The following is a 21603-nucleotide window of genomic DNA, read 5'->3' as shown; positions in this document are numbered from 1 at the left end:
CAGCTACCTGTAAATAAAAGCAGATATGAAAGTATGAGAAAAGACGTAATTATTTTTTTGTATAGATACATTTGATTTGTAAAATTGACTATAAGAAAGAGGTTGGAGCGTCTTCTTTGCTGAAATAAGAAATGAAAAATTATAGCTTTTATTTTATTAAGATCAAACTATTAGTACCTTCCAAATCTGTTTTTTCATGCAATACCTTATCTAATGCTGTGATATCTTCTTTTTCTAAAGCTTTGACTTGTATTCTTACTTTTTTTGGTTTATTCGCTTCATCAATGTAATGTAGTTCTAATACTTTTTTCACAATAGAGAAGCTTGTAATTTGATTGTACTTTATAAGTTTTTTTGAAGCGATTATCCCCAATTTTATTTCTAAGTACTGGTTATGAATCGTTACTACTTTCAAATTTTTATTCAACCCGCCCATTATCATAAATAAAATTCCAAATCCAATAAGCATCCCATTACCTGCTAATGCAAATAAAATCATACCCACCAGAAGCGCTACGCCCCCCATAATAAGATATTGATTAGCCATTTTTTTATTTAATGTAAGTTCTTTGATTGGTTCCATAATTTATAGTGTTTTTAGAAATTTTTCTTCTTTTATTTTATTTAAAGTCTTTCGAGCTCCCATAACACCTATGAGACCTATGGGTACAAATACAATGCTGCCTATTAAAAATATAATACTTCCTGTTTTTGGCTTGCCAAATAGTATGATAATGGTTGCAATACAGTTTACTATAAGAAATGGTAGCGTCATCCAAAAGAGGATTAAACTTTCATCTCCTTTTAAAAAGGTAGAACCTATTACGATTAATAACTGAATCATTAACCATAAAATCATTTGCATATTAATTCTTTTCATTTCGTGTTTTATAATTTTGGTGATATATGGGTCAAAGATGTAATCTGCGTTACAATACCTTTGTTTATTAATCAATTTGATAAGAAATTACGATTCTATTTACATACAGGATACTTCGTTGTCTATAAAAATATTAGTGTTATGATTGGTTTTGAGATCACATACTTCCTGTGGAATAGCACTGAGGTTATTGTTTTCTAAATACAGGTTTTCCAGCTGTATAAGATTACCTATTTCTTTAGGAATAGCAGCTAGCTTATTTTCTTCCATATCTAAAGAAGTCAAATTTGTTAGATTGCCTATTTCTACAGGGACACTAACCAATTCATTTCCAGATAACGACAGCATTTGTAAGTTTGTAAACGATCCTATTTCTGTGGGAACCGTGGTTAGATCGTTATATTTTATATTTAGAGTAGTCAAATTTGAAAGTGCATCAATTTCTGCTGGATAACTGCTCAGGTTATTATTGCTCATACTTAGCGTAGTCAAATTTGAAAGCATACCAATTTCTGTAGGGAAACTAGATAAATTAATACCGGTTATCGATAAAAAGGATAGATTAACCAGAGTATCAATTCCGGCAGGGAAACTAATTAGTTTGCAGTTTAAACCCAAATGAGTCAAGTTGGTCAGGTTTTGTAATTCTACAGGAAAACTAGTTAGATTACTTAGGATTAAGTATAAATCTGTCAATTTTGTTAGGTTATTAATTGTTGCAGGAATGATTGTTATATTTTCACCTTTTAATGATAGTGTTTTCAAATTTACTAGTTTGCCAATTTCATCAGGAAAACTAGTCAACCCATCATTTCCTATTCGCAAAATTTCTAAATTTCCTAAATTTCCTATTTCTTTTGGAATAGAAGTTAGCCTATTGTTTAAAAGAGATAATTCTTCTAAATTAGTTAAATCACTTAGGTCCTTGGGAATATCTGTAAGTTTGGTACTTACCAAAGAAAGGGTTGTTAGTTTTTCTAGATTTCCTATCTCAGTAGGCAGACTAGTTAGTTCGTTCCTTAATATCACTAGCCTTTTTAAATTTTTTAGCTTGCCAAAAGAAGAAGGAATCGATGTAATCTTACTACTACTAAGATACAAAGCCGTAACCTTACCTTTGTCATGGGTAACACCTCCCCAGGAATCCATAGTTGGATCATTTACATCCCATCCCAAAGTATTACTAGGATTTGCTTCAAAAAATTCTACTAAAACATCACGATCAGTTAGTTTAACTTCCTCAACTATTACTTCTGCTTTATATTCTTGTTGAGAGTTATCTTGTGCGGTGACCGTATATAATACAGCATTGCTAAAATCCTGCACTTTGTCAGTTTGTGGGTCAACTGAAGCGTCAGCTGATATTGATATAGCAGGTTTAAGGACAGTAATATCTGTATTAAAAGGAACAGAAGCACTAATAGTTTTATTGTCTTGATCTATTATTGCTGTAATATCCATTTTCAGATCCGGATTGTTTGTAGAAGTGAATACAAAAGCTGTAATCTGTTTTTGGTTGCTTAGCACCCCTCTGTCATCATCATTACTACATGATGTTAATAATACTATGATACTTAGCAGTATAATGATTGGGTACGATGCAATTTGGTTGTTCATTGTTTGTTGGGTTTTAAAAATAAATATTTTGTATCAATTTTTCATAAAACATTTGACGTATGTGTATTGACGCTAAACAATGGTATCATTCATCCATGACAAAAATTGTTGTTTGTAATGACGACCAATGGGAATACTTTTTTTATGGATAGTAACACTATTTTGGGTAAATCTTGTTATATGTTGTGCAGAGACCACATAAGATCGATGGACACGCAAAAAATATTTCTCAGGCAATTTTTCTTCAATATGGGATAAGCTCATTAGTGCTACAATACTTTCTGTAGTAGTTACTAATTTTATATGGTTCTTTATACTTTCAATATACAAGAGGTCTTTTAAGAGAATCTTGATAAATTCCCGCTCACTTTTAACGTAAATAAAAGGGTCAGAAAAAAATGATGTATCGTGTTGCACAGGTAAGTCTGGAGTGACAAATTGTTTCTGCGTCTTTTGATATACTTTTGCTATAGCTCTTGCAAAACGCTCTAAGGCGATTGGTTTCAATAAATAATCAGTAATTTCCAACTCATAGCCTTCTAAAGCAAATTCGCGATGTGCTGTGGTTAAAATTACTGCTGGATAGCTTTTTAGAGAATTCAATAATTGTATACCAGACATTTTTGGCAATTGAATATCCAAAAAAAGGATGTCATAATGATTTTTTTGCAACTCTGCGATAGCATCGATAGCATTGTTGTGAACACTAACAATCTTTAAATCCTCAAATTGTGAAATATAGTTTTCAAGGGCTTTTACTGCCGGAAGTTCATCTTCAACGATCATACAGTTCATAAATGAATTTTTAGATTTATCAAAAAAGAATCGTGTGTATTACTTGTAATCGAATGATGATTAGGATATAGTAATTTCAGACGTTTTTTAAGGTTATGCAAACCGATCCCACTTTTAAGCTGCGATGAATCGTTATTAAACTCTTCTGGTAAGCTATTTTCTACCATAAAGGATAAATCATCACCAGTTACATCTAAATAGATTCGTATCCAGGATTTTTTTTCACTTTTTGCCACTCCGTGTTTAAAGGCATTTTCAACAAATGGCATCAAAAGTAATGGCGCAATAGATTTTTGATGAACTTCACCAGATACTTCAAAAGATAGATCTAAGCGATCACCATATCGTATTTTTTCTAGTTGGATATAATTTTTAAGCAAATCAACCTCTTTATTTATCATTACTTGCTCTACATTACAATCGTACAACATATAACTCAACATATCTGATAGTTTTAATACAGCATTAGAGGCATTGTTATCGTTAGAAATTATGAGGCTGTTTATGTTATTAAGGGTGTTGAAAAGAAAATGAGGTTGTAGTTGATTCTTTAAAATCTGTAATTCAGCTTTTATTTTTTCTTCTCGAAGTTGTGTATTTGCTTTTTTTTGTCGGTAATACTCCTGTACTAACTTAATGATGACTACTAAGGATGCGATATAAATTAAATCTAGAATACGGTAAAAGGTTTTTCCCGACCATAAGGTTGATTCTTCAGCTTTCATGGTATACGGAAAATGGTTGTATATTACTAACATGAAAACCACTGCCAACAACGCAGATAACAATACTGATACTCCCAATAGCGCATATCTTTTTTGAGGAAGAAATTTTGGTAATAAATAATATGCTACAAAATAAGCGTACGGAAGTTTTACCGTCATGATTATTGCTTCGAACAAAAACCATTCAAAGTACCTACTGCCATATTGAGAACCATTAACAATACAATAAAAACTTAGCCAAAATCCCCAATATAGTATATGACGGGAAACACGCTCAAAGCTCCAACCTTTATATTCTTTATCAAAAGAAAACATATAAGCTATCTAATTTTCGGGTACAAGTAACGCATATTTCTATTCAATTCTATACGATAAAGTACCGAAGGTAAATTTATTCATTTATAAAACCTAACTTCTCATACCAACTACATTTATATTAATACCAGCGTTGTATGTCCTATGCCCTAGGACTTAGGGCATTTTCTTTCTAACAACATGTTTAATACCTATACATTCGGATAAAAAATCACATTCATCATGGATCATTATCGAGCACCTCTACTTTTTGTTGTAGTACTTTTGTTTACAAATGCACTAATTGGACAATCTAAGATTAAAGGAACTATTTTAAAAGATAACCGAGAACCTATACCGTATGCAAATGTCCTTCTTCTTAAAGTTGCTGATTCCTCATTAGTAAAAGGAACTATCACTGACGAGGCGGGTACTTTTCAAATGGATTACAAGGAAAAGGTTCCTCTACTTGTAAGCGTTCGATTTCTAGGATTTAGAGATTATAGCATAAGCATTCCGGTATCTGAGAGCCCTATTGATTTGGGAGAAATTATTCTAGAAGAAAACGCAGAAACCCTTTCCGAAGTTGTTATAACTGCTGAAAAGCCTTTGTTTGAACAAAAAATTGACAGAACAATTGTTAACGTTCAAAATAGTGTGACCAATGCAGGTAATACAGCATTGAATGTCTTAAGTAAATCTCCCTCTGTTGGCATCAACCGGGCGACCAATGAAATTAATCTAATGGGTAAGCAAGGTGTGCTAGTTATGATCAATAATAAACAAGTTAGAATGGAAGCTTCAGATCTAATTAATTTATTAGAGAGTATGCCAGCCGACAATATTAAAAATATTGAACTGATTACAGCTCCCCCTGCCAGTTATGATGCCCAAGGTAATGCGGGAGTTATTAATATTAATATGATAAAAAGTAATCTAGAGGGCTTTACTGGCAGAGTTTCTGGTAATGTAGCTTATGGGGAACGCATCAAATATGGGGGTTCAATGAATATGACCTTTAAGAAAAATCAATTATACCTCTATGCTAACCTCTCTGCTAATGTGAATAATGAAATACAAAGAATCTCATTATTGACAGATTATGTATATCCTAATGAAAGGGTTATTTCTGATTTGTTTTCCAAGAGAAATACAACGACCGGATTATATTCAGGCGAATTAGGGATAGACTATGATCTAAGTAACAATACTGTTGTTGGACTATTATTTAACTTCAATAACAGGGATTGGGAAATGGATGCTACCTCTGATACTACTATAGAAAGTGAGTTATTGGGTTCCTCAAAACAATTTGTAACAAGTATTGAAGAAAACAAACTCTTTCGTAATCTATTAAACTTCAATATAAGGCATGCCTTTTCTGAAAAAAACAGCTTTACTATAGATTATGATTACATATCTTTTAAGCGTGATAATCCTACGATTTATAATGCTCTAAATACTAGAAATGGTTCTGTAATCAGTGAAGAAGATTTCCTGTCTTTATCAGAAACACCACTATACATAAACGTTTTAAAAGGGGATTTACGATTGGGAATTTCTGATGAGGTTAAAATAGAAACCGGGTTCAAAACAACGGTATCTGATTTTAAAAATACGGTACAGGTAGCTTTTAAAGAAAGTAATGATTATGTTGATGATCCCAACTTTACAGATAAGTTTACGATGAACGAACAGATCTATGCCGGTTATTTATCCTTGGACTGGCAATTACATCCTTCCTTTTTACTAAAATCAGGACTACGCTATGAATACTATGACCTAGAACTTAATGCAGATAATCAAGGCTCCATTGTAGATCGTAACAAGGGCAATTTTTTTCCAAGTTTATATATGAATTACAGGCTAAATGAAATAAATGAATTCAACCTTTCTTTTGTGAGACGTATTGAACGTCCAGGATTTCAAAGTTTGGCACCCTATTTTTATTTCTTTAACCAAAACACCTTATTTACCGGAAACCCAAACCTTATCCCCTCCAACTCAAATCAGTATAAACTTGACTATCGTTACAAAAGCTTACACTTCGGCTTTGAGTTTTCTAATACCCGTCGCCCAATTTTAAGTCTGCAACCCGGATTAGATAGGGAGGAACAATTGGCTATCATAAGACCAGGACAAGGCCTAAAAAGAAATATCTTTTCCTTATCGGCCAATTTCCCCTGGAAAATTAAGGATTGGTGGTCCAGCAGATATAGTTTTATAGGATATCACCGCAATCAATCCACTGTAATTGACAGTAAGACTTTAGAAAGAAATGCCAGTAATGTGGCAATTACCTCAAACCATAGTTTCGATTTAGGAAAAAAATGGCAATTAGAGATCAACGGAACCTATACCTCAGCGTATTATGTAGGTGTGGCTAAAGTAGCTACTCGCTACGGACTAGATATAGGAGTACAGAAGAAATTTAAGAACGGTACAGCGCTATCTCTTAATATAAATGATGTATTTGATAGCAGTAGCCAATGGCCAATTATAGCAGACTTATCTGATCAGGGAATTTTGTATGATTGGAAATACGATGGAGAAGGGCCTGTTTTTAGATTAAATCTATTTATTCCACTAGGGAATACCAATTTAAAAAAGAAAGAGAAGAGATCATCTGGATCTGAAGATGAACAAAGAAGATTGAATTAGAAAAACTTGTAATATTAACTATTGTTTACTAGAACTTATTCCTTTATACTAATCGCAGATACATTACGGTATTAATAATATAACGGTATCAGTGTTTATCTGATTTAATCTAGCAGTATAATCTCACAAATGAACCAGAAAAAATACCCTCTCCAATATTTTACATTTAGAGAGGGCAATTTTGTTATTTTGAATTGAAATACTTCTTGCTTAATTGAGCCTGAATTTTAAAACTACCTCATGAGAGCCATTATTGTAATTACTTACATCCGTGGTTGCATTTTCATAAGCATAACCAAAAGTAAGTGCATTATCAATAAAACCTGCTGTTAAAAAGACCGTAAAACTCTCATCCAAGCGATAATTACCACCCAACTCAAGTCTTTCTTTAAACGCAACGGCTCCTGTTACATCTACAGATAAAGGAGCGCCTGCTACCGCTCTCAACATCGTAGAAGGCTTAAAAGCAAAATTTTCATTGAATACAAATTCGTATCCACCACCCAGAAACATGTGCAATTCGTCACTCGCTTCTACAGGATTACTTGCTTCTTTCTCAAACCGATCATTTGACAATAACCCCGGCGCTGAAGCCGTAATGTAGTATTTAGTAGCCTTTAGATAAAAGCCCACACCAACATTTGGATTAAACTCACTTACATCACCAGTAAATAAGGGATCATTTTGCACACCGGTCTCTGATAAGTTAATATTTAAAAAGGAACCTCCAGCTTTTACACCTGCAAATAAATTGGTGGTTTCTGATAAGGGAATTTTATAGGAGAAATCAGCATATACATGAGTTTCATTGAGCACATATACATTATCTGCAATAACACTTAAACCAAGTCCAACTTTTTTACCTACCGGAGAATTCACATTAAAATTAAAGGTTTCCGGGGCATCCGGTGTCCCGGTCCATTGGCTACGGACACTAAAAATGCCTTCGAGACTGCCATTAGTTCCAGCATAGGCAGGGTTGACCGCATTCATGTTAAATTTATATAAGCTAAAATGGGGATCTTGCTGTGCCTGAACTTGTAAGCCCAGAACCGAAATAATTACTATATATAGGAATTTTAAATTTTTCATCTTTTACTATTTATGAATTTGGGAATAAATGATTCTGGAATTAATAATTGATATAAATCCATCCGGTTATTGGCTCTGCATTGGTTGTAAGCGCTGTGATCACATAATAGTAAGCACCCACAGGTAATTTGTTAGATGCTCTTAAGACAGTTTTACCATTTGACGTTCCATCCCAATCATTTTCATAACTTTCAGCACTAAACACCTCTGCTCCCCATCGATTAAACACCTTAACTGCTATATTTTGCAATTCTCCATTCCCTTCTATGACCCAGGTATCATTAATTCCGTCCCCGTTTGGCGAGAATCCTTTTGGCACTAATAGTGTTTCCAATTCGCTCTCCTCTATCACATAATCTATAGCAAATTGTGCTGCAGCTATATTCATATTTCCATCTGCGTCTTGCGTAACATCCTCAGAAACATCAACAGTAGCGACACCCTCGGCAGTCGGGATTAAATCAAACGTATAGGTATCTCCCGTACCTTCAAAATTTTCTAAGGATGCATTAGACAACAGTATATCACCTTCTTCAAAATCTATTACCGAAGTACTGAAAGTGATGGTAATAAGGATTGGAAGATCCTGTTCAGTTACCGGACTGGTAGCTGTGCTCATAATATTTACTGTAACTGGTTCGGTTGATGCCGTATCCTTAGTTTCTGTATCTGTAGCAACACTTCCTATATTTCCACTTGTATCCGTTAAGGTTACGTTTAACGTAATAGTTCCATCGGTCAAACCGCTTAGATCAATTCCTGTAATGGTAGCTCCCGTTGAACCTACAATTCCAGATCCGGTTACTGTTTCTATGCCACCAGAAGTGATGAAAGTGTAGTTATAGGTAGTACCTACCTCAGCGTTGTCAAATGTATAACTTACTGAAGTTTGATTATCTGCATTAATAGGACTTTGATCTATGACCACTGAATATCCTGTTGGAGCAACCGTATCTACTAATACTGCAATAGTGCTTCCCACACTATTCAATGTCGTGTCCAAGTTATTCCCGATAGCGCTTTTTAAAGTCCCGCCATTGGCGCTTAAGGCCCCTACCACTATTCCATCCGTATCCTGCTCTCCCGATTGCACGGTATATCTAAATAACATTGCCGAAGTTCCGCTTCCACTTTGATAGATAGCTTGTCGGGTTGTTGTTCCTATGATTATTGATAGTTGCGGAGTGCCACCAACAGTATTTACAGTTACGTTCTCATCGGTATTTACCATAAAGTCTAAATTTTCTCCTGTAGTATAGGTCGCATTTGCGGGTACCGAAACACTAGTTACGGTTGGCGGTACTCCATTTACAAAAACTGCAGAGGTATTACCAACACTATTTAATGTGAGATCAGCTTCGTTACCGGCTGTGTCACCTATGAAATCTTCATACGGTCTTAAATTCTCTATCGCTATTCCATCGGTATCCAAATCTCCGGCTCGTACGGTGTACCGATATATCAAAGAAGTGGGTGAGCTTGCACTCAGAAATCTGGCATATCGTGTTGATGTTCCTATAGTTATGCTAAACTCCGAAGGAGTTTCTCCTGTACTTGTAAGGAATATATTTTCATTAAAATTGACCGTAAAGTCTAAATTTTCTCCTGTGATGTAAGTCGCATCAGCGGGTACCGTAACACTAGTTACTATTGGCGCCACTGCATCAACCAACACTCCAGAGGTGTTACCAACACTATTCAATGCTAGATTTGCATCATTACCAGCAGCATCTCTTAACGTTCCGCCATTAGCGGATAAAGTTCCTATAGTAATACCATCCGTATCTAATTCACCTGCTTGAACACGGTATCTAAATGACACCCTATTTCCAAAAGCGAAGTTAAATACTGCTTGACGAACTGTACTGCCAATGGTAATGGCTAGCTCTGGAGTTCCTCCAGTAGTATCAACCGTTATGTTTTCATTAAAGATAACCGTAAAAGTTAAATTGCTACCGTTATTATATATACCATCTGAAGGAACGGTGACACTAGTTACTGTTGGAGCTACTGCCTCCACTAGAACAGCGGTAGTTGCACCTACAGCATTTAAAGTTGCGTTAGCATTATTAGAAGCAGCATCTCTTAATGTTCCGCCATTAGCAGCCAACGTACCTATAGTAATTCCATCGGTATCTAATTCACCCGCTTGAACGGTGTATCTAAATAATAAGGCAGCTGTTCCGCTTCCGCTTTGATAGGTAGCTTGTCGCGTTGTTGCTCCTATAGTTATTGCTAGTTGTGGGGTACCTCCTCCTGTATTAACGGTTATACTTTCATTAAAGTTAATCGTAAAGTCTAGATTTTGTCCTGCTATGTATGTAGCATTGGCGGGTACTGTAACACTCGTTACAGTGGGCGCTACTGCGTCTACTAATACAGCCGTGGTGTTTCCCACACTGTTTAATGTGGTATTCAAATTATTTCCAACAGCGTCTCTTAAGGTTCCACCATTGGCAGCCAACGTACCTATAGCGATACCATCGGTGTCCAGTTCTCCGGTTTGAACAGTGTATCTAAATAATAAGGTAGAACTTCCACTTCCGCTTTGATAAACAGCTTGTCGTGTTGTGGCTCCAATGGCTATTGCTAGTTGCGGAATGCCTCCTCCTGTATTTACCGTTACATTTTCATTAGTGTTTACTGTGAAATTAAGATTTTGTCCTGCTATATAGGTCCAATTAGCGGGCACATTCACGCTCGTTACAATAGGTCCTGCTGCATCTACTAATACAGCCGTGGTGCTTCCCACACTGTTTAAGGTCAGGTTAGCATCCATCCCTCCAGAATCTCTAAAGGTCCCACCATTGGCACTCAAAGCCCCTACAGCTATTCCATTGGTATCTAGATCACCTGCTTGTACAGTGTATCTAAATAACAATGCCGAGCTTCCGCTTCCACTTTGATACGTAGCTTGTCGCGTTGTTGCCCCTATAGTTATTGCTAGTTGCGGAGTGCCTCCTGCTGTATTAGCTGTTATATTTTCATCAAAGTTAATCGTAAAGTCTAGATTTTGTCCTGCTATATATGTGGCGTTAGAGGGTACCATAACACTGGTTATGGTTGGTGCTACAGCGCTTGATATAACCGTAGTGGTATTATCGGTATCTATATCGTTACCATCATCTACAACAACTGTAAAAGTAGTTGTTTCGCTGGTTGATGATCGGTTGTCTGTTGGGTCAAAAGACAAGGCTCTTAGTATAGCTTGTAAGTTTGCTGGCGTAGTACTCGCAATGGTATAAGGACCAGTACCGGTTAAACCTGTACCAGATAAAATACCTTTTGCATTGTTGTCCAAAGTAATCGTTGCTGAAAGGTTATCTCCATCAGCATCTGCTACAGTGATAGTAGAAAAAGGAACAATGGTGGCATCGTCATTTACAGCTTGACCTGCTAAGGTTCCACCTATTGCTGGTGCTGTGTTAGGAGGTGATAAAATAATATCGTCAACCCCGTAATTCTCTCGACCACCTGAAGTAATTGTAATTGTAATTACTGTTACATTTGTCCAGTTTAGAGTGACTGTTTCTCCAACTGAACCTACTGGTTCAGTAACTACCGAATTAAAACCTCCTGTAGGTGTAAAAACCCAAGTGTTTCCTCCTTGTCTATCTAGGTCAATAGCAAAAATACTTTCTATATCTAAAGGAGAGTCAAAAGCAATGGTAAAAGTCTCACTACCTTCACCCTCAAATACTATTTTTCCAGTAGATCCAGCATGTCCGCGTGCGTCAGTTATCCCTACATTCCCACTAGACGAACTCACCGTAGCAGTAACACCATTTACGGTTTCAGAAACTGTGTTGCCATTATCTATACCTGTTTCCCAAGTAAAATTTTGAGCTTGGACATTGGTAAAAACTGCAAGGGTAAGAAAGATAAGTAGTAATAGTGGTGCGGAAGGTCGCACTAATTTCCAATGACTATCGGTCCATTGATTTTCAAATAGATAAGTAGATTTTTTCATAGTGTAGTTGTATTAGTTACCTAATGTAATATAGAATGGCTTTATGATTGATAATTATTAATTTTTGGATATAGCGATATCCGGCTTAGCAAAAGGGTTTTACATAATTATTCTAAAATCATCGATAGTAGCACAACCTGCGTATTTCGTAAAACCATCTTTTGTATTCTTTTCTAAAATTAGCAATGGTTAAATTACTAACGCTTCTATTCGGCAATATCCATGCAATCATGAATTAATATGCCTATTTGTTATAAATGAAAACTTTTTTGGATTAGAAGGCAATTAAAATTTGCTACGCCATATGTATAAAAATTTTACAAAATTCTCTTTTTTAGTCATTTATGTGCCGGTATTACAGGGAAATAGTAGTTTTCATCTTATATCAGGGAACTTTTATTAGGAACGCAATCTAATACTTTAATATTTGTTTAACAAGTTGAAAATTGTATTACAGCTATTTTTTTTGTATTGAGTCGTTTTATATGTTCAAAAAAAGAGATTTCAGGAGGTGTTTAGGTGGCTAGTCATTGGATTTCAGGCAGATGGATAGAGAACATGCTAGCAATTTATCTATTAACTAACCTCCATTTAGAATTTTCAACCAAACCCCACTGCTGTAAAACCTTCAACTGATTTATATTTCCGCATCTTTTGGCAAATTTTCCTTTTTCGAATCGTTTAATTCGTTTTTACTCTGGTGCTTCAATAAATACTCTGGTTAGCTTAAGTTTCATAAACCTCCTAGTGAATTCCTCTAGCTATACAATCTGCAATTTAAATTATTCTGATTTACCACTTTTTTATAGTATTACACACTCTTATAATCCGTACATATAAAGACCACTGGTATAGCCTTATTAATTAAAATACCTTAGGTAGTTTATTAGATCTTGTGTAGATTTTACAATATCAGTTCTTTGAATTATTTGCCAACCATTTGATTATTAAAATTTTAATTCTATGTTTGTAAGACACCAACTTAGTAATTCTGCTGATTTTAGATTGAAAAGATATTGATTTCAGTTAGATCTTTCATCTACTCAAAGGTCCATAAGCGTAAACTATGCCCACAATACGCCGACAACTTTACAAAGGAGCAATTACTAAAAGAGCGTGTTTTTCTAAGGGAGATTTTTAACTATACAGCTACTGGTCATGATACATATACTTACCACAGGAGGCACCATAGCAGGATTGGATTATGAGAATAATCAAAATTTAAGTAAAGAGAATAGTGTACAGATTGATTCTTTTTTTAAAACAGCGAATGTAGCTTTTGAGTATTCGATTAAAAAAGTATTCAGTAAAGACAGTCGGTTGATAAAAGATAAAGATAGAGAGGTGCTCGCACAAATGGTTCAAACTTCTCCACATGATAAGATATTAATTACCCATGGCACTTTTACCATGCAAGAAACTGCTGAGTATCTGGGAAAATTAAGAATTAACAAAACCATAGTCCTGGTAGGAGCTTTTGTCTTAGGGTTTGATAAAAGAACAGACGGTTCTTTTAATTTGGGGTTTGCTATTTCATCATTAATGCATTTAACTCAAGGTGTATTTATTGCCATGAACGGAAAAGTCTTTGAATGGTATGATGTATATAAAAATCTGGATGAAAATAAATTTCAAACACTTAAAGTTAATCGATATGTTTGATACATCAATACATTGGACAACTTTTTTCTATTTACTCATAGATTTATTTATCGTTTTATTCGTTTTCATTAGATCTGTTGCTCTTAAATCCTACAAGCTAGATAGGTTTTTGATTCTCGGGACCTTATTTATTTTATACAATGCAAGTGGAGGCTTTCTTCCATTGAAAAATTTTACTGACTTACTTCTCTTACAGTACATCATTTCATATAGTGTAGCTATTACCCTATGCGTTTACACTATCTATTTTATTTATAAAGAATATGATTTACGTATTAATATTTTTATGTTCCGAATTAAAAACATGTCTATATGGCTTACGCTTTTGTTTGCTGTGATGTTTATATTGCCATATACAATTACCAACTCTATAGCCATTGCAAGACTGTCGTTTGTCCTTCCATTAGCCTTTATAGCTCTATACTTCTTCTGGCTTTTTTGTAAAAGAGTAAAAGCCGCAAGAGAACCCTGTCCTTACATCCGTCGGCGCAAGGATCTCGCTATACTTAGCATAGGCGGTATAACCTTATTACCCATTATGACAATGCTAGGTGATTATCAATGGCTTACTTTTACTATAATGAATGTTTCCTTTTATGCGCTCCTTGCGATTGAGATTGATCGATACATCCATTCAATCAAAGAAAAATACAAGTTTTTAACCTTAAAGGTTCGCAATGAAAAAAACGACATTAAATTTTCCTCTTTGGCCAATTACAAGCTAACCCCACGGGAAATTGATATATCTGTTTCTATTTTAGAAGAAAAGACTTATAAAACCATCGCTAATAACTTTTTTATAGCAGAGAGAACTGTTTCTAAGCATGCCTCCAATATTTTCAAAAAAACCGGAGCTACAAACAGAAAGGAATTTCATAAAAAATTCAGTAAAAATAGCGTTTGACCTCTTAGCATTACATACAGCAATTATATATTGACAGGTATCTTTCATACACCAATATTTACCATTTTAAAACAAACACGTATAAAACTACGTGCTTTAACGTAGATAAATACGTACTTATTCAGGGTTCTTTAGTTAATTTTAATTTAGTTTTATCCAGCTGATTAACGGTTGATGCTTAAGGGAGTATCAAACACCTTTTAAAACTGTAAGGGAAAATTATAACTTTTTGTTCGTAAAATACACCTGCGTTCATTCTTGCGATTAACAACGCTATTCCATTAATTTTTCTCTATGAAATTATTTGATCCCTTTCACGTTGATTGACTTGTTTTCATAAAAATTTACTTTAACCAACTTTAGTAGTATAAATGGATATAGTATTCATTGAATTAATATCCAAGATCTGAAACTTTTAAAACCTATAGTATATACACAAAATCTTTTTTAACGTATTCGATAGTAGAAAAGAATTTGTGTGTGTGTTTTGTAACCTCAGTAGTGAGAGATATCGGACACTTTTGAATCAAAAAGGCAGTAGCGAAACCAATTCTAACAACCTTTGATTATTTGTCAAAAATAAAGTGTCCGATTATCTATTGAAATTGTATCCTAAAAACTGTTTACACGACAATCTATTAGCCAGGAAATTAGTATAGCTTTTACCTATAAAGTACTCTAATTAAACCAAAAAGCACGCGATATATAAAACTATCGCGTGCTTTTTTAAATCGTATGTATGGTAGGTTTAACTGGAACCTTCAACTAAACCAAGTTGTTGTAAAATACCCAACTGATTGGTACTTCCCCAGCGTTCGGCAAGTTTTCCATCTTCAAATCGTCCAATTTGCATTCCGCGAACCTCAAAAGATTTCCCGGTAGGTTCATATCCCATAAAATTTCCTTTATGAGTACCCTTGGCAGTATACGCAAAGCTCACATTATCTTGATCTGTAACCATGTGATCTACCTCAACCTCAAAGTCAGGAAACGAAGTTCGCATACCGCTGAAAAAGTCTATAAATCCTTGCGGACCTGGTCCTTGATCTGGTGCTGGATCATGATCCTTGACATTATCCGCAACAACGTCACGAATTAATTCCAGATTTCCTGTATTTACCGCTTCGCCAAATTTTTCTTGTGCTTCGACGTTCTTTTTTTTACTCATTGTCTCCATATATTTTTTTGTTTAAAATACTTTTTTTAATACAGACACTAATGAGAATTAGCATTCTTTAGGACACTTTTAATATAGGTTTAAAGATTTATGCTATCACCGTCATCATTGTAAAGATTGTTATGAAATATCCTGTCGTAGATCTTTTACTTTTCCCACTCCAATCCACGGAGTTTCCCTTTGGACATGACATACCGATCTAACAAATCCTTGAGTCCCTTTAGATATTCATTAAAATCATCCTGCTCTATCGTACGATGTTTAGGTATCACCTGAGGATTTTCATCTAAAAATCGATATAATTCGGGATACTCATACTCGATTTTTGTGGTAAGTTCTAGGATCTCCTTCAATGTGGATTCTAGCGCTTTCATATGCATTTAGTTAAATTAATAATTCTTGAAAAATTACATAGAGTAGCCGACATTTCATATGACAATTATCAGGAACCTAACTTTTAATTTATTTCAATGAATTAGATTAACACAGAATTAGAAACATTTAAAAAGGTTTTACGTTATTTTGTGTTATCCTAATTATATATTATGCATTATTTTATTACTGTTTACGGAAAAGTACAAGGTGTTTGGTATCGCAAGCATACACTAGAAAAAGCTATTGCTTTGGGGCTGAAAGGTTATGTGAAAAATCAATCAAACGGATCAGTCTACATCGAGGCCGAAGGGTCTAAGGAACAACTTAAAGAACTACTGACCTGGTGCGCTACAGGACCAGAGTTGGCAAGTGTCACTCAGGTCGATCATACTGAAGGTACACCTAAACACTTTGACAGATTCGAAATCAGATAGAAATCTACCCTGTAATCGTAACGCCAATCAAGGTACCAACTCCATAAGTCACAGCCGCCGCGACCAAACCGAAAAGAACTTGTCTAAAGCCGGAGAAACCCACAGATTTACCCGTAAACAAGGTAATTGAAGCCCCTATTACAAAGAGTCCAAAAACACTGCATCCCAGACTCCACCAAAGTGCCAAACGATCTGAAGTAAAAAAATAGGGTATTACCGGTAAAATAGCTCCAATAGCAAAGAGAAAAAAAGATACAAGTGCGGCTTCCCAAGCGGATCCTCCTAATTCTTCTTTATCAATACCAAGCTCTTCAACAATTAAAGCATCTAAGGCAGAATCTTTATTCTCGAATACTTTATCTGCCAGGGATTGCGCGGATTGCTCATCCATACCCTTGGCTTGGTAAAGTAACACCAATTCTTGCTTCTCTTCTTCGGGCGCAGCTTCCAACTCTTCGGCTTCCAATGCTATTTGTCGTTGATAAAGTTCTCTCGAACTTTGTACCGATAACCACTCTCCCAATGACATCGATATAGCTCCTGCTAACAAACCTGCAAGACCTGTTAGTAATATTGTAGAGCTTTGCGCTGCTGCACCGGCCACACCCATAACCAGACTCATATTGGATACCAAACCATCGTTAGCTCCCAGTACCGCTGCTCGTACCGCATTACCCCCAACAGATTTATGACGTCCTTCAAATTTTGATAACAACCCACCCGATATCATATGATTCTTGTTCTTACTAACCGCTTCAATAATGCGTAGATGATTGTGTTCAAAACCCGAGAGCTGTTCTCCGGCTTTTAGTTTTTTTTGCACTGCTAGACGCGCCATTTGTCGTTCTGTACCCGACAACATTCCGATGATATGATCATATCCAAAAACCTTACCGAGACGCAGCTGGATTTTGGCACGCAGACTGGGTTGCGGATACTCATACATTGGTGTGACTTCTTGTATGCGAACTAACATATGCTTTGCATGTCCCCGTTCTATTTGGGCCAGTGCAAGCAACACTTTTCTTAACACATCGTCTCGTTCCCTAGCTGCCATAGCAGTATATAAAAAAGCAGTATCCACTTCTACCTGTAACTGTTGCTTCAATTTTTTCATATAAATTAGTTCAATGGTCATAGTAATACAGTCCACAACTCGATTGTGGCATATCTGGTTTAAAAATAGGAAACCTCTCTTTACAGTTTCATGAGATTTATCATCCTTGTAACATGATTAATATCATTTTTTATTAGTAGTAATTCTCATAGTTTTAAATTTCAAACACAATTTTATTTCTATGAAAACATCACATATTTTTTTCGGTTTATTCTTATCGTGTTTTGCCTTTGCATCTGCACAAACAATTGATAATCTAGAAACTATAACACCGTTTCATGAAGATCTTGCAGCGATTCAAAAAGGTGATTCCTGGGCGTTTGTTGATAAAACAGGATCTATCGTAATTCCCTATCGAAAGGATTATGTCTGGAACGAAGAGAGTGATCTAAGACTTGGAAAAGACATCCATGGGATAAAGTATCCCTATTTTTCTGATAAGCGATGCTTAATTCAGCAGGAAAAAGATGGCGTCATATACTACGGCTACATAGATACTTCAGGTACTGTGATAATACCGCCACAATTTCTCAATGCGACCACCTTTGCTAATGGGAAAGCTATTGTTTTGAAATTGACTAAGGAGCAGCTGGGCACCAATGATCTGTTGGGTAAAGAAATGGTGTCTTACAGCTATGATGAGGTAATTATTGATAATTTAGGCAATGCCATTGAGCATGTCTCGGGGCCGGAGCATCTGGTTTTTACCAAATCAAAACTAAGAAAACGCCCGAGAATCTATTCGCATTTCATATCAGACGATCTCCTCGCAATAAAGCAAAAAAACAATACCTGGAAATTGCATAGAATAGCTGCGAACGAGTAAGGAGTTAAAGTTCATACAACGCTTTAGCTCGCTCTAACCAGTTGTTTTCATTAAGCACAAAGAAATAATTAAGTTGCCACTGTTGTGTACGCAAGGCTTGGGCGCTGGTTGGAGTATCCCACGATGGATATACTCTAAAACCACGCTTTCCTTCTTTTTCTTCGCATGTAACGATTCCTTTTTTGATCAGCACCGATTTAGGAAATACAAATTGTCCGCAAGCATCTTTAGCGTTAACATTGACTACATAAAAGTCAAAGTGATCAGTAGCATGAAAAGGTTCAATCGGACCCGTTGTACTTCGTTTCCAAAAGGTTACAAACTGCCCTATTTTCTTAGGGGTGGTCTTTGCGTTTCGCGAAATAACCTTTAATGAGTTGAGCTCAAACTGACATGCTTCGTACTCCCTACTTTCATCTTCTGTTTTCAAATTAGAAATCTCAAAACCGCAGCGTTCGTAAACTTCTTTTGTCATGTTACTTAGTTCCTTTTTCATACTTACTTCTTACAACAATCTCTATAAAGCATAATAGGATACAAAGAAAGTGTATCCTATTAGACTTTAGATATAAAAAATATAATAGTTGTAACAAACAATTCTTAGGTACAGGAAGTACGATTTAACTCGTATATGCACCAGAAGAATACGTTAACTCATAACTATGGGTATAAATTTCGAACACAATACCAAAAGGGTCCTCTACATAACACATCTTAAACGGTTTATCATCCGGATAATACGATCGAATAGGCATACGTTGCTTTCCTCCGTTGGCTACGATGTTACCAACAAGCTTCTCGATGTTAGGATCCTGAATACAAAAATGAAATAACCCTGTATTAAATGGGTTGAATGCCGCAGGATCTTTTGGTTTGTTTGAAAATGAAAACAGCTCAATCCCAATACCATCAGAGGTTGACAAATGTGCTATCTCGAATTCCTCCCAATCCTCACCCAATACATCAATACACATTTGACCGATCGCAGTATCTCTATCTTTTTTTACCTTTGATGGTTCCATAATGGTATACCATCCCATAACCTCTGTATAAAATGTAACGGCTTTATGAATGTCGGGAACGGTAAGTCCTATATGCGAAAAAGATTTTGGATAATTTTTACTTGCTTTCATAGTATATAAATTTATATTGCAAAATTAAACCATAACGTGCAGCCAAACAATACCTTACCTAATTGTTCGATACTTACTAAAAGGAGTACTACGCACACTATAAAACGCTTAGAAAGCTAAAATGAATAAAAATAATCACTGCCCTCTACATTATACCATGAACTTAATTGGTAATAAATGGAAACCGTTACTCCTGTTTCATCTATTAGAGCAGCCGCTTCGCTCAGGCGTGTTACAAAAACAGACGGGCGAAATCTCTAATAAAATGTTTACTCAATCTGTACGAGAATTAGAACGCGACGGACTCATTGAACGTAAAGTTTTTGCAACTGTTCCGCCCAAAGTGGAATACTCGCTGAGTGCAAAAGGACGATCGCTAGAATCGATTTTAAGAAGCTTAGATGCGTGGGGTGCTGAGCATAATACTCTATGAGTTACCTTATTTGAGTTTTAAACAAACATAGTTATGTCTAAAATTGATTTTCATCTAAATCCTTTGCTAAACTAGCAACCTTTAGCTTTTTGTTTGTCATTAAGTATTTGACATCCGATTGATTATCAACCATAAGTTGCCTATGGTAATAGTTAATATGTTCTAAAACTCCAAAAACATTAGCTACAACTACCCAATTCATGAGGTTCTCCGGAATAATGGACCAGTCATTTATATAGAGTTGAAATAAAAAAACGATGGGCATCAAAGCCATCAAATAGAAATTAATAGTTTTAGCTTTTCTAAACAATTTGAGATTCTGAATCTGATCAAAAGGTTTATTTAATAACCGATATAACTTTAATTTCCAGTAATGTTGTCCCTGAATAAGAATAAAGATGACAACCCCTAAGCCGTAGAGTAAAAATATCACATCTTTAAACGTGTTGTGATACAAAACATATAGCACGATTGCAGGAAAAGTGATAAAAGCATGAAACCGTTCCAACGGGTAATAGCTCTTTAAACGTTTGATAAGTTTTTGTTTTCCCATTGTTTATACTATTTACAAGCTTAACTCATCTGGCTTTGTTCAATGGATTGATGAAGTAAAAATTAATTCCGCGCTTCAATAAGCTCCATCGACATTTTTCTTCCTCTAAAATCAATATCCTGCTGAAGAATTTTGCGTGTATTTTGATCAATATAATAAGTGCTAATAGCTGTATTATCAGAAATATCATCGGTCACTTCAACTTTCCAAACAGCTATTTCCTTTTGTTTTAAATTCATCGTAGCACTGCTCACTTCTTTGATAGTCGCTGTCATCGTACCTATTTTTGCTGTAGGATTGTAATCAAAAATCTTAATTGTGTTAGCGTAGCCTTCTTCTAAAGGTAGCCATCTGATTAGTTGAGGATAAAAATTACTGTCAAAATATGGAGCAGTAGTTTCTTCTGAAATATCATTTTTCGTTCCGGTCTTTTTATCTAAATAATACCCAGTAACCTTTTCTCCAAACTTCAATACCATCTCTCTTTGTTGGTTATAAGAGGAATGATACAACGGTTTAAAGTTTGGAATTTCAACGATTGTACTGTCAATCCACTGTGTAGAAGATTGTTTTGTGTTGATACGAGTGATCACATACAGCGTATCTTCTATCTTTTTGACTTCAGTATGCACTTTACCCAATTCAATTTTGAGCGTATCCTGTATCATAAACCATGACAAATCTGATTTTTCGTTTTTGACCAGATTTACATTCACAGAATGATTTTCAGGACTCAAAGGAGTTTCTTGACTAAACGCCTCTGTTATAAAACATATAACGATCAACAAGAGGTAGAGTAAGCTTTTCATATACTTGTAAATAAATGTTATTCTTCATCCTGTTAAAAAGTCAATTTTAGGATTTGTTACACTTTTAAAGCATGCATCATATAATTATCATCGCAGCACATGCATCAAAACCTACGTTATCAACCGTTTTCATCTTTATAACTTTA

At 35.3% G+C, this 21603-nt stretch carries 20 protein-coding genes; 6 read left to right on the top strand and 14 right to left on the bottom strand.

What is annotated here, in order from left to right; all coding sequences use genetic code 11:
- Nucleotides 1-148: 148 nt before the first annotated feature.
- The 5 genes from ACJRPK_RS09040 to ACJRPK_RS09020 form a co-directional block, all read right to left on the bottom strand.
- Nucleotides 149-583 (bottom strand): hypothetical protein, encoded by a 435-nt coding sequence (locus ACJRPK_RS09040; RefSeq protein ID WP_407139592.1) that lies wholly within the window; start codon nucleotides 581-583, stop codon nucleotides 149-151.
- 3 nt (nucleotides 584-586) lie between these two features.
- Nucleotides 587-880 carry a hypothetical protein gene (locus ACJRPK_RS09035; protein ID WP_407139590.1) on the bottom strand — a complete coding sequence of 98 codons (294 nt, stop codon included), beginning with the start codon at nucleotides 878-880 and terminating at the stop codon, nucleotides 587-589.
- Between the two features lie 99 nt (nucleotides 881-979).
- Complete coding sequence (locus ACJRPK_RS09030; protein ID WP_407139589.1) at nucleotides 980-2497, bottom strand: leucine-rich repeat domain-containing protein; 1518 nt, start codon at nucleotides 2495-2497, stop codon at nucleotides 980-982.
- A 72-nt stretch (nucleotides 2498-2569) separates the two neighbouring features.
- On the bottom strand, nucleotides 2570-3292 hold the full coding sequence (locus tag ACJRPK_RS09025; RefSeq protein ID WP_407139588.1) for a LytR/AlgR family response regulator transcription factor: 723 nt from the start codon (nucleotides 3290-3292) through the stop codon (nucleotides 2570-2572).
- Nucleotides 3289-4332, bottom strand: a complete 1044-nt coding sequence (locus tag ACJRPK_RS09020; RefSeq protein WP_407139587.1) for a sensor histidine kinase — start codon at nucleotides 4330-4332, stop codon at nucleotides 3289-3291. The genes ACJRPK_RS09025 and ACJRPK_RS09020 overlap by 4 nt, the downstream gene beginning before the upstream one ends.
- A gap of 222 nt (nucleotides 4333-4554) precedes the next feature.
- On the opposite strand from ACJRPK_RS09020, the gene ACJRPK_RS09015 reads away from it, so the two are divergent.
- A complete protein-coding gene (locus tag ACJRPK_RS09015; RefSeq protein ID WP_407139586.1) occupies nucleotides 4555-6972 on the top strand; it encodes a TonB-dependent receptor domain-containing protein in 2418 nt (805 codons plus the stop codon).
- Between the two features lie 210 nt (nucleotides 6973-7182).
- On the opposite strand, the gene ACJRPK_RS09010 is transcribed toward ACJRPK_RS09015, so the two are convergent.
- Nucleotides 7183-8064 (bottom strand): type IX secretion system membrane protein PorP/SprF, encoded by an 882-nt coding sequence (locus tag ACJRPK_RS09010; protein WP_407139584.1) that lies wholly within the window; start codon nucleotides 8062-8064, stop codon nucleotides 7183-7185.
- Nucleotides 8065-8104: 40 nt separating this feature from the next.
- On the bottom strand, nucleotides 8105-12034 hold the full coding sequence (locus ACJRPK_RS09005) for a gliding motility-associated C-terminal domain-containing protein (RefSeq protein ID WP_407139583.1): 3930 nt from the start codon (nucleotides 12032-12034) through the stop codon (nucleotides 8105-8107).
- A 1158-nt stretch (nucleotides 12035-13192) separates the two neighbouring features.
- On the opposite strand from ACJRPK_RS09005, the gene ACJRPK_RS09000 reads away from it, so the two are divergent.
- Together ACJRPK_RS09000 and ACJRPK_RS08995 are read left to right on the top strand one after the other, a co-directional pair.
- Nucleotides 13193-13696: an asparaginase domain-containing protein gene (locus ACJRPK_RS09000; RefSeq protein WP_407139582.1), complete on the top strand. Its 504-nt coding sequence runs from the start codon at nucleotides 13193-13195 to the stop codon at nucleotides 13694-13696.
- Nucleotides 13697-14000: 304 nt separating this feature from the next.
- Nucleotides 14001-14600 carry a response regulator transcription factor gene (locus ACJRPK_RS08995; protein WP_407139581.1) on the top strand — a complete coding sequence of 200 codons (600 nt, stop codon included), beginning with the start codon at nucleotides 14001-14003 and terminating at the stop codon, nucleotides 14598-14600.
- A gap of 748 nt (nucleotides 14601-15348) precedes the next feature.
- Here the strand turns inward: ACJRPK_RS08995 and ACJRPK_RS08990 are convergent.
- Together ACJRPK_RS08990 and ACJRPK_RS08985 are read right to left on the bottom strand one after the other, a co-directional pair.
- Entirely contained in the window at nucleotides 15349-15768 is a 420-nt protein-coding gene (locus tag ACJRPK_RS08990) for an ester cyclase (protein WP_407139579.1), read from the bottom strand.
- Nucleotides 15769-15923: 155 nt separating this feature from the next.
- A complete protein-coding gene (locus ACJRPK_RS08985) occupies nucleotides 15924-16151 on the bottom strand; it encodes a hypothetical protein (RefSeq protein WP_407139577.1) in 228 nt (75 codons plus the stop codon).
- A gap of 171 nt (nucleotides 16152-16322) precedes the next feature.
- On the opposite strand from ACJRPK_RS08985, the gene ACJRPK_RS08980 reads away from it, so the two are divergent.
- Nucleotides 16323-16586: an acylphosphatase gene (locus tag ACJRPK_RS08980; RefSeq protein WP_407139575.1), complete on the top strand. Its 264-nt coding sequence runs from the start codon at nucleotides 16323-16325 to the stop codon at nucleotides 16584-16586.
- Nucleotides 16587-16590: 4 nt separating this feature from the next.
- Here ACJRPK_RS08980 and ACJRPK_RS08975 read toward each other — a convergent pair whose 3' ends face one another.
- Nucleotides 16591-17703 carry a VIT1/CCC1 transporter family protein gene (locus tag ACJRPK_RS08975; RefSeq protein WP_407139573.1) on the bottom strand — a complete coding sequence of 371 codons (1113 nt, stop codon included), beginning with the start codon at nucleotides 17701-17703 and terminating at the stop codon, nucleotides 16591-16593.
- A 181-nt stretch (nucleotides 17704-17884) separates the two neighbouring features.
- On the opposite strand from ACJRPK_RS08975, the gene ACJRPK_RS08970 reads away from it, so the two are divergent.
- Nucleotides 17885-18529, top strand: coding sequence for a WG repeat-containing protein (locus ACJRPK_RS08970; RefSeq protein ID WP_407139571.1), 645 nt, complete (start codon nucleotides 17885-17887; stop codon nucleotides 18527-18529).
- Nucleotides 18530-18533: 4 nt separating this feature from the next.
- Here ACJRPK_RS08970 and ACJRPK_RS08965 read toward each other — a convergent pair whose 3' ends face one another.
- Both ACJRPK_RS08965 and ACJRPK_RS08960 read right to left on the bottom strand, forming a co-directional pair.
- Nucleotides 18534-19025, bottom strand: a complete 492-nt coding sequence (locus ACJRPK_RS08965; protein ID WP_407139569.1) for a MepB family protein — start codon at nucleotides 19023-19025, stop codon at nucleotides 18534-18536.
- Between the two features lie 124 nt (nucleotides 19026-19149).
- Nucleotides 19150-19662, bottom strand: a complete 513-nt coding sequence (locus ACJRPK_RS08960; RefSeq protein ID WP_407139568.1) for a VOC family protein — start codon at nucleotides 19660-19662, stop codon at nucleotides 19150-19152.
- Nucleotides 19663-19783: 121 nt separating this feature from the next.
- Here ACJRPK_RS08960 and ACJRPK_RS08955 point away from each other — a divergent pair, with 121 nt between their 5' ends.
- Nucleotides 19784-20095 (top strand): winged helix-turn-helix transcriptional regulator, encoded by a 312-nt coding sequence (locus tag ACJRPK_RS08955; RefSeq protein ID WP_407139567.1) that lies wholly within the window; start codon nucleotides 19784-19786, stop codon nucleotides 20093-20095.
- Between the two features lie 37 nt (nucleotides 20096-20132).
- Here ACJRPK_RS08955 and ACJRPK_RS08950 read toward each other — a convergent pair whose 3' ends face one another.
- Both ACJRPK_RS08950 and ACJRPK_RS08945 read right to left on the bottom strand, forming a co-directional pair.
- Entirely contained in the window at nucleotides 20133-20648 is a 516-nt protein-coding gene (locus ACJRPK_RS08950) for a hypothetical protein (RefSeq protein ID WP_407139566.1), read from the bottom strand.
- 62 nt (nucleotides 20649-20710) lie between these two features.
- Nucleotides 20711-21457, bottom strand: coding sequence for a hypothetical protein (locus ACJRPK_RS08945; protein ID WP_407139565.1), 747 nt, complete (start codon nucleotides 21455-21457; stop codon nucleotides 20711-20713).
- Nucleotides 21458-21603: the final 146 nt, after the last annotated feature.

It is taken from the genome of Aquimarina sp. 2-A2 (assembly GCF_045505135.1).
GTDB lineage: Bacteria > Bacteroidota > Bacteroidia > Flavobacteriales > Flavobacteriaceae > Aquimarina > Aquimarina intermedia.
The sequence above is the reverse complement of the archived record's forward strand: the minus strand, read 5'-3'. Positions and strand labels throughout refer to the sequence as shown.

Excerpts from the sequence above, each read along its gene's own strand:
- ACJRPK_RS09000 (WP_407139582.1), top strand. The coding sequence starts at position 13,193 with ATGATACATATACTTACCACAGGAGGCACCATAGCAGGATTGGATTAT.
- ACJRPK_RS08975 (WP_407139573.1), bottom strand. The coding sequence starts at position 17,703 with ATGAAAAAATTGAAGCAACAGTTACAGGTAGAAGTGGATACTGCTTTT.
- ACJRPK_RS08965 (WP_407139569.1), bottom strand. The coding sequence starts at position 19,025 with ATGAAAAAGGAACTAAGTAACATGACAAAAGAAGTTTACGAACGCTGC.
- ACJRPK_RS08960 (WP_407139568.1), bottom strand. The coding sequence starts at position 19,662 with ATGAAAGCAAGTAAAAATTATCCAAAATCTTTTTCGCATATAGGACTT.
- ACJRPK_RS09015 (WP_407139586.1), top strand. The coding sequence starts at position 4,555 with ATGGATCATTATCGAGCACCTCTACTTTTTGTTGTAGTACTTTTGTTT.
- ACJRPK_RS08995 (WP_407139581.1), top strand. The coding sequence starts at position 14,001 with ATGTCTATATGGCTTACGCTTTTGTTTGCTGTGATGTTTATATTGCCA.
- ACJRPK_RS09020 (WP_407139587.1), bottom strand. The coding sequence starts at position 4,332 with ATGTTTTCTTTTGATAAAGAATATAAAGGTTGGAGCTTTGAGCGTGTT.
- ACJRPK_RS09030 (WP_407139589.1), bottom strand. The coding sequence starts at position 2,497 with ATGAACAACCAAATTGCATCGTACCCAATCATTATACTGCTAAGTATC.
- ACJRPK_RS08980 (WP_407139575.1), top strand. The coding sequence starts at position 16,323 with ATGCATTATTTTATTACTGTTTACGGAAAAGTACAAGGTGTTTGGTAT.
- ACJRPK_RS09010 (WP_407139584.1), bottom strand. The coding sequence starts at position 8,064 with ATGAAAAATTTAAAATTCCTATATATAGTAATTATTTCGGTTCTGGGC.
- ACJRPK_RS09035 (WP_407139590.1), bottom strand. The coding sequence starts at position 880 with ATGAAAAGAATTAATATGCAAATGATTTTATGGTTAATGATTCAGTTA.
- ACJRPK_RS08990 (WP_407139579.1), bottom strand. The coding sequence starts at position 15,768 with ATGAGTAAAAAAAAGAACGTCGAAGCACAAGAAAAATTTGGCGAAGCG.
- ACJRPK_RS08950 (WP_407139566.1), bottom strand. The coding sequence starts at position 20,648 with ATGGGAAAACAAAAACTTATCAAACGTTTAAAGAGCTATTACCCGTTG.
- ACJRPK_RS08985 (WP_407139577.1), bottom strand. The coding sequence starts at position 16,151 with ATGAAAGCGCTAGAATCCACATTGAAGGAGATCCTAGAACTTACCACA.
- ACJRPK_RS09005 (WP_407139583.1), bottom strand. The coding sequence starts at position 12,034 with ATGAAAAAATCTACTTATCTATTTGAAAATCAATGGACCGATAGTCAT.
- ACJRPK_RS08970 (WP_407139571.1), top strand. The coding sequence starts at position 17,885 with ATGAAAACATCACATATTTTTTTCGGTTTATTCTTATCGTGTTTTGCC.
- ACJRPK_RS09025 (WP_407139588.1), bottom strand. The coding sequence starts at position 3,292 with ATGAACTGTATGATCGTTGAAGATGAACTTCCGGCAGTAAAAGCCCTT.
- ACJRPK_RS08955 (WP_407139567.1), top strand. The coding sequence starts at position 19,784 with ATGAATAAAAATAATCACTGCCCTCTACATTATACCATGAACTTAATT.
- ACJRPK_RS08945 (WP_407139565.1), bottom strand. The coding sequence starts at position 21,457 with ATGAAAAGCTTACTCTACCTCTTGTTGATCGTTATATGTTTTATAACA.
- ACJRPK_RS09040 (WP_407139592.1), bottom strand. The coding sequence starts at position 583 with ATGGAACCAATCAAAGAACTTACATTAAATAAAAAAATGGCTAATCAA.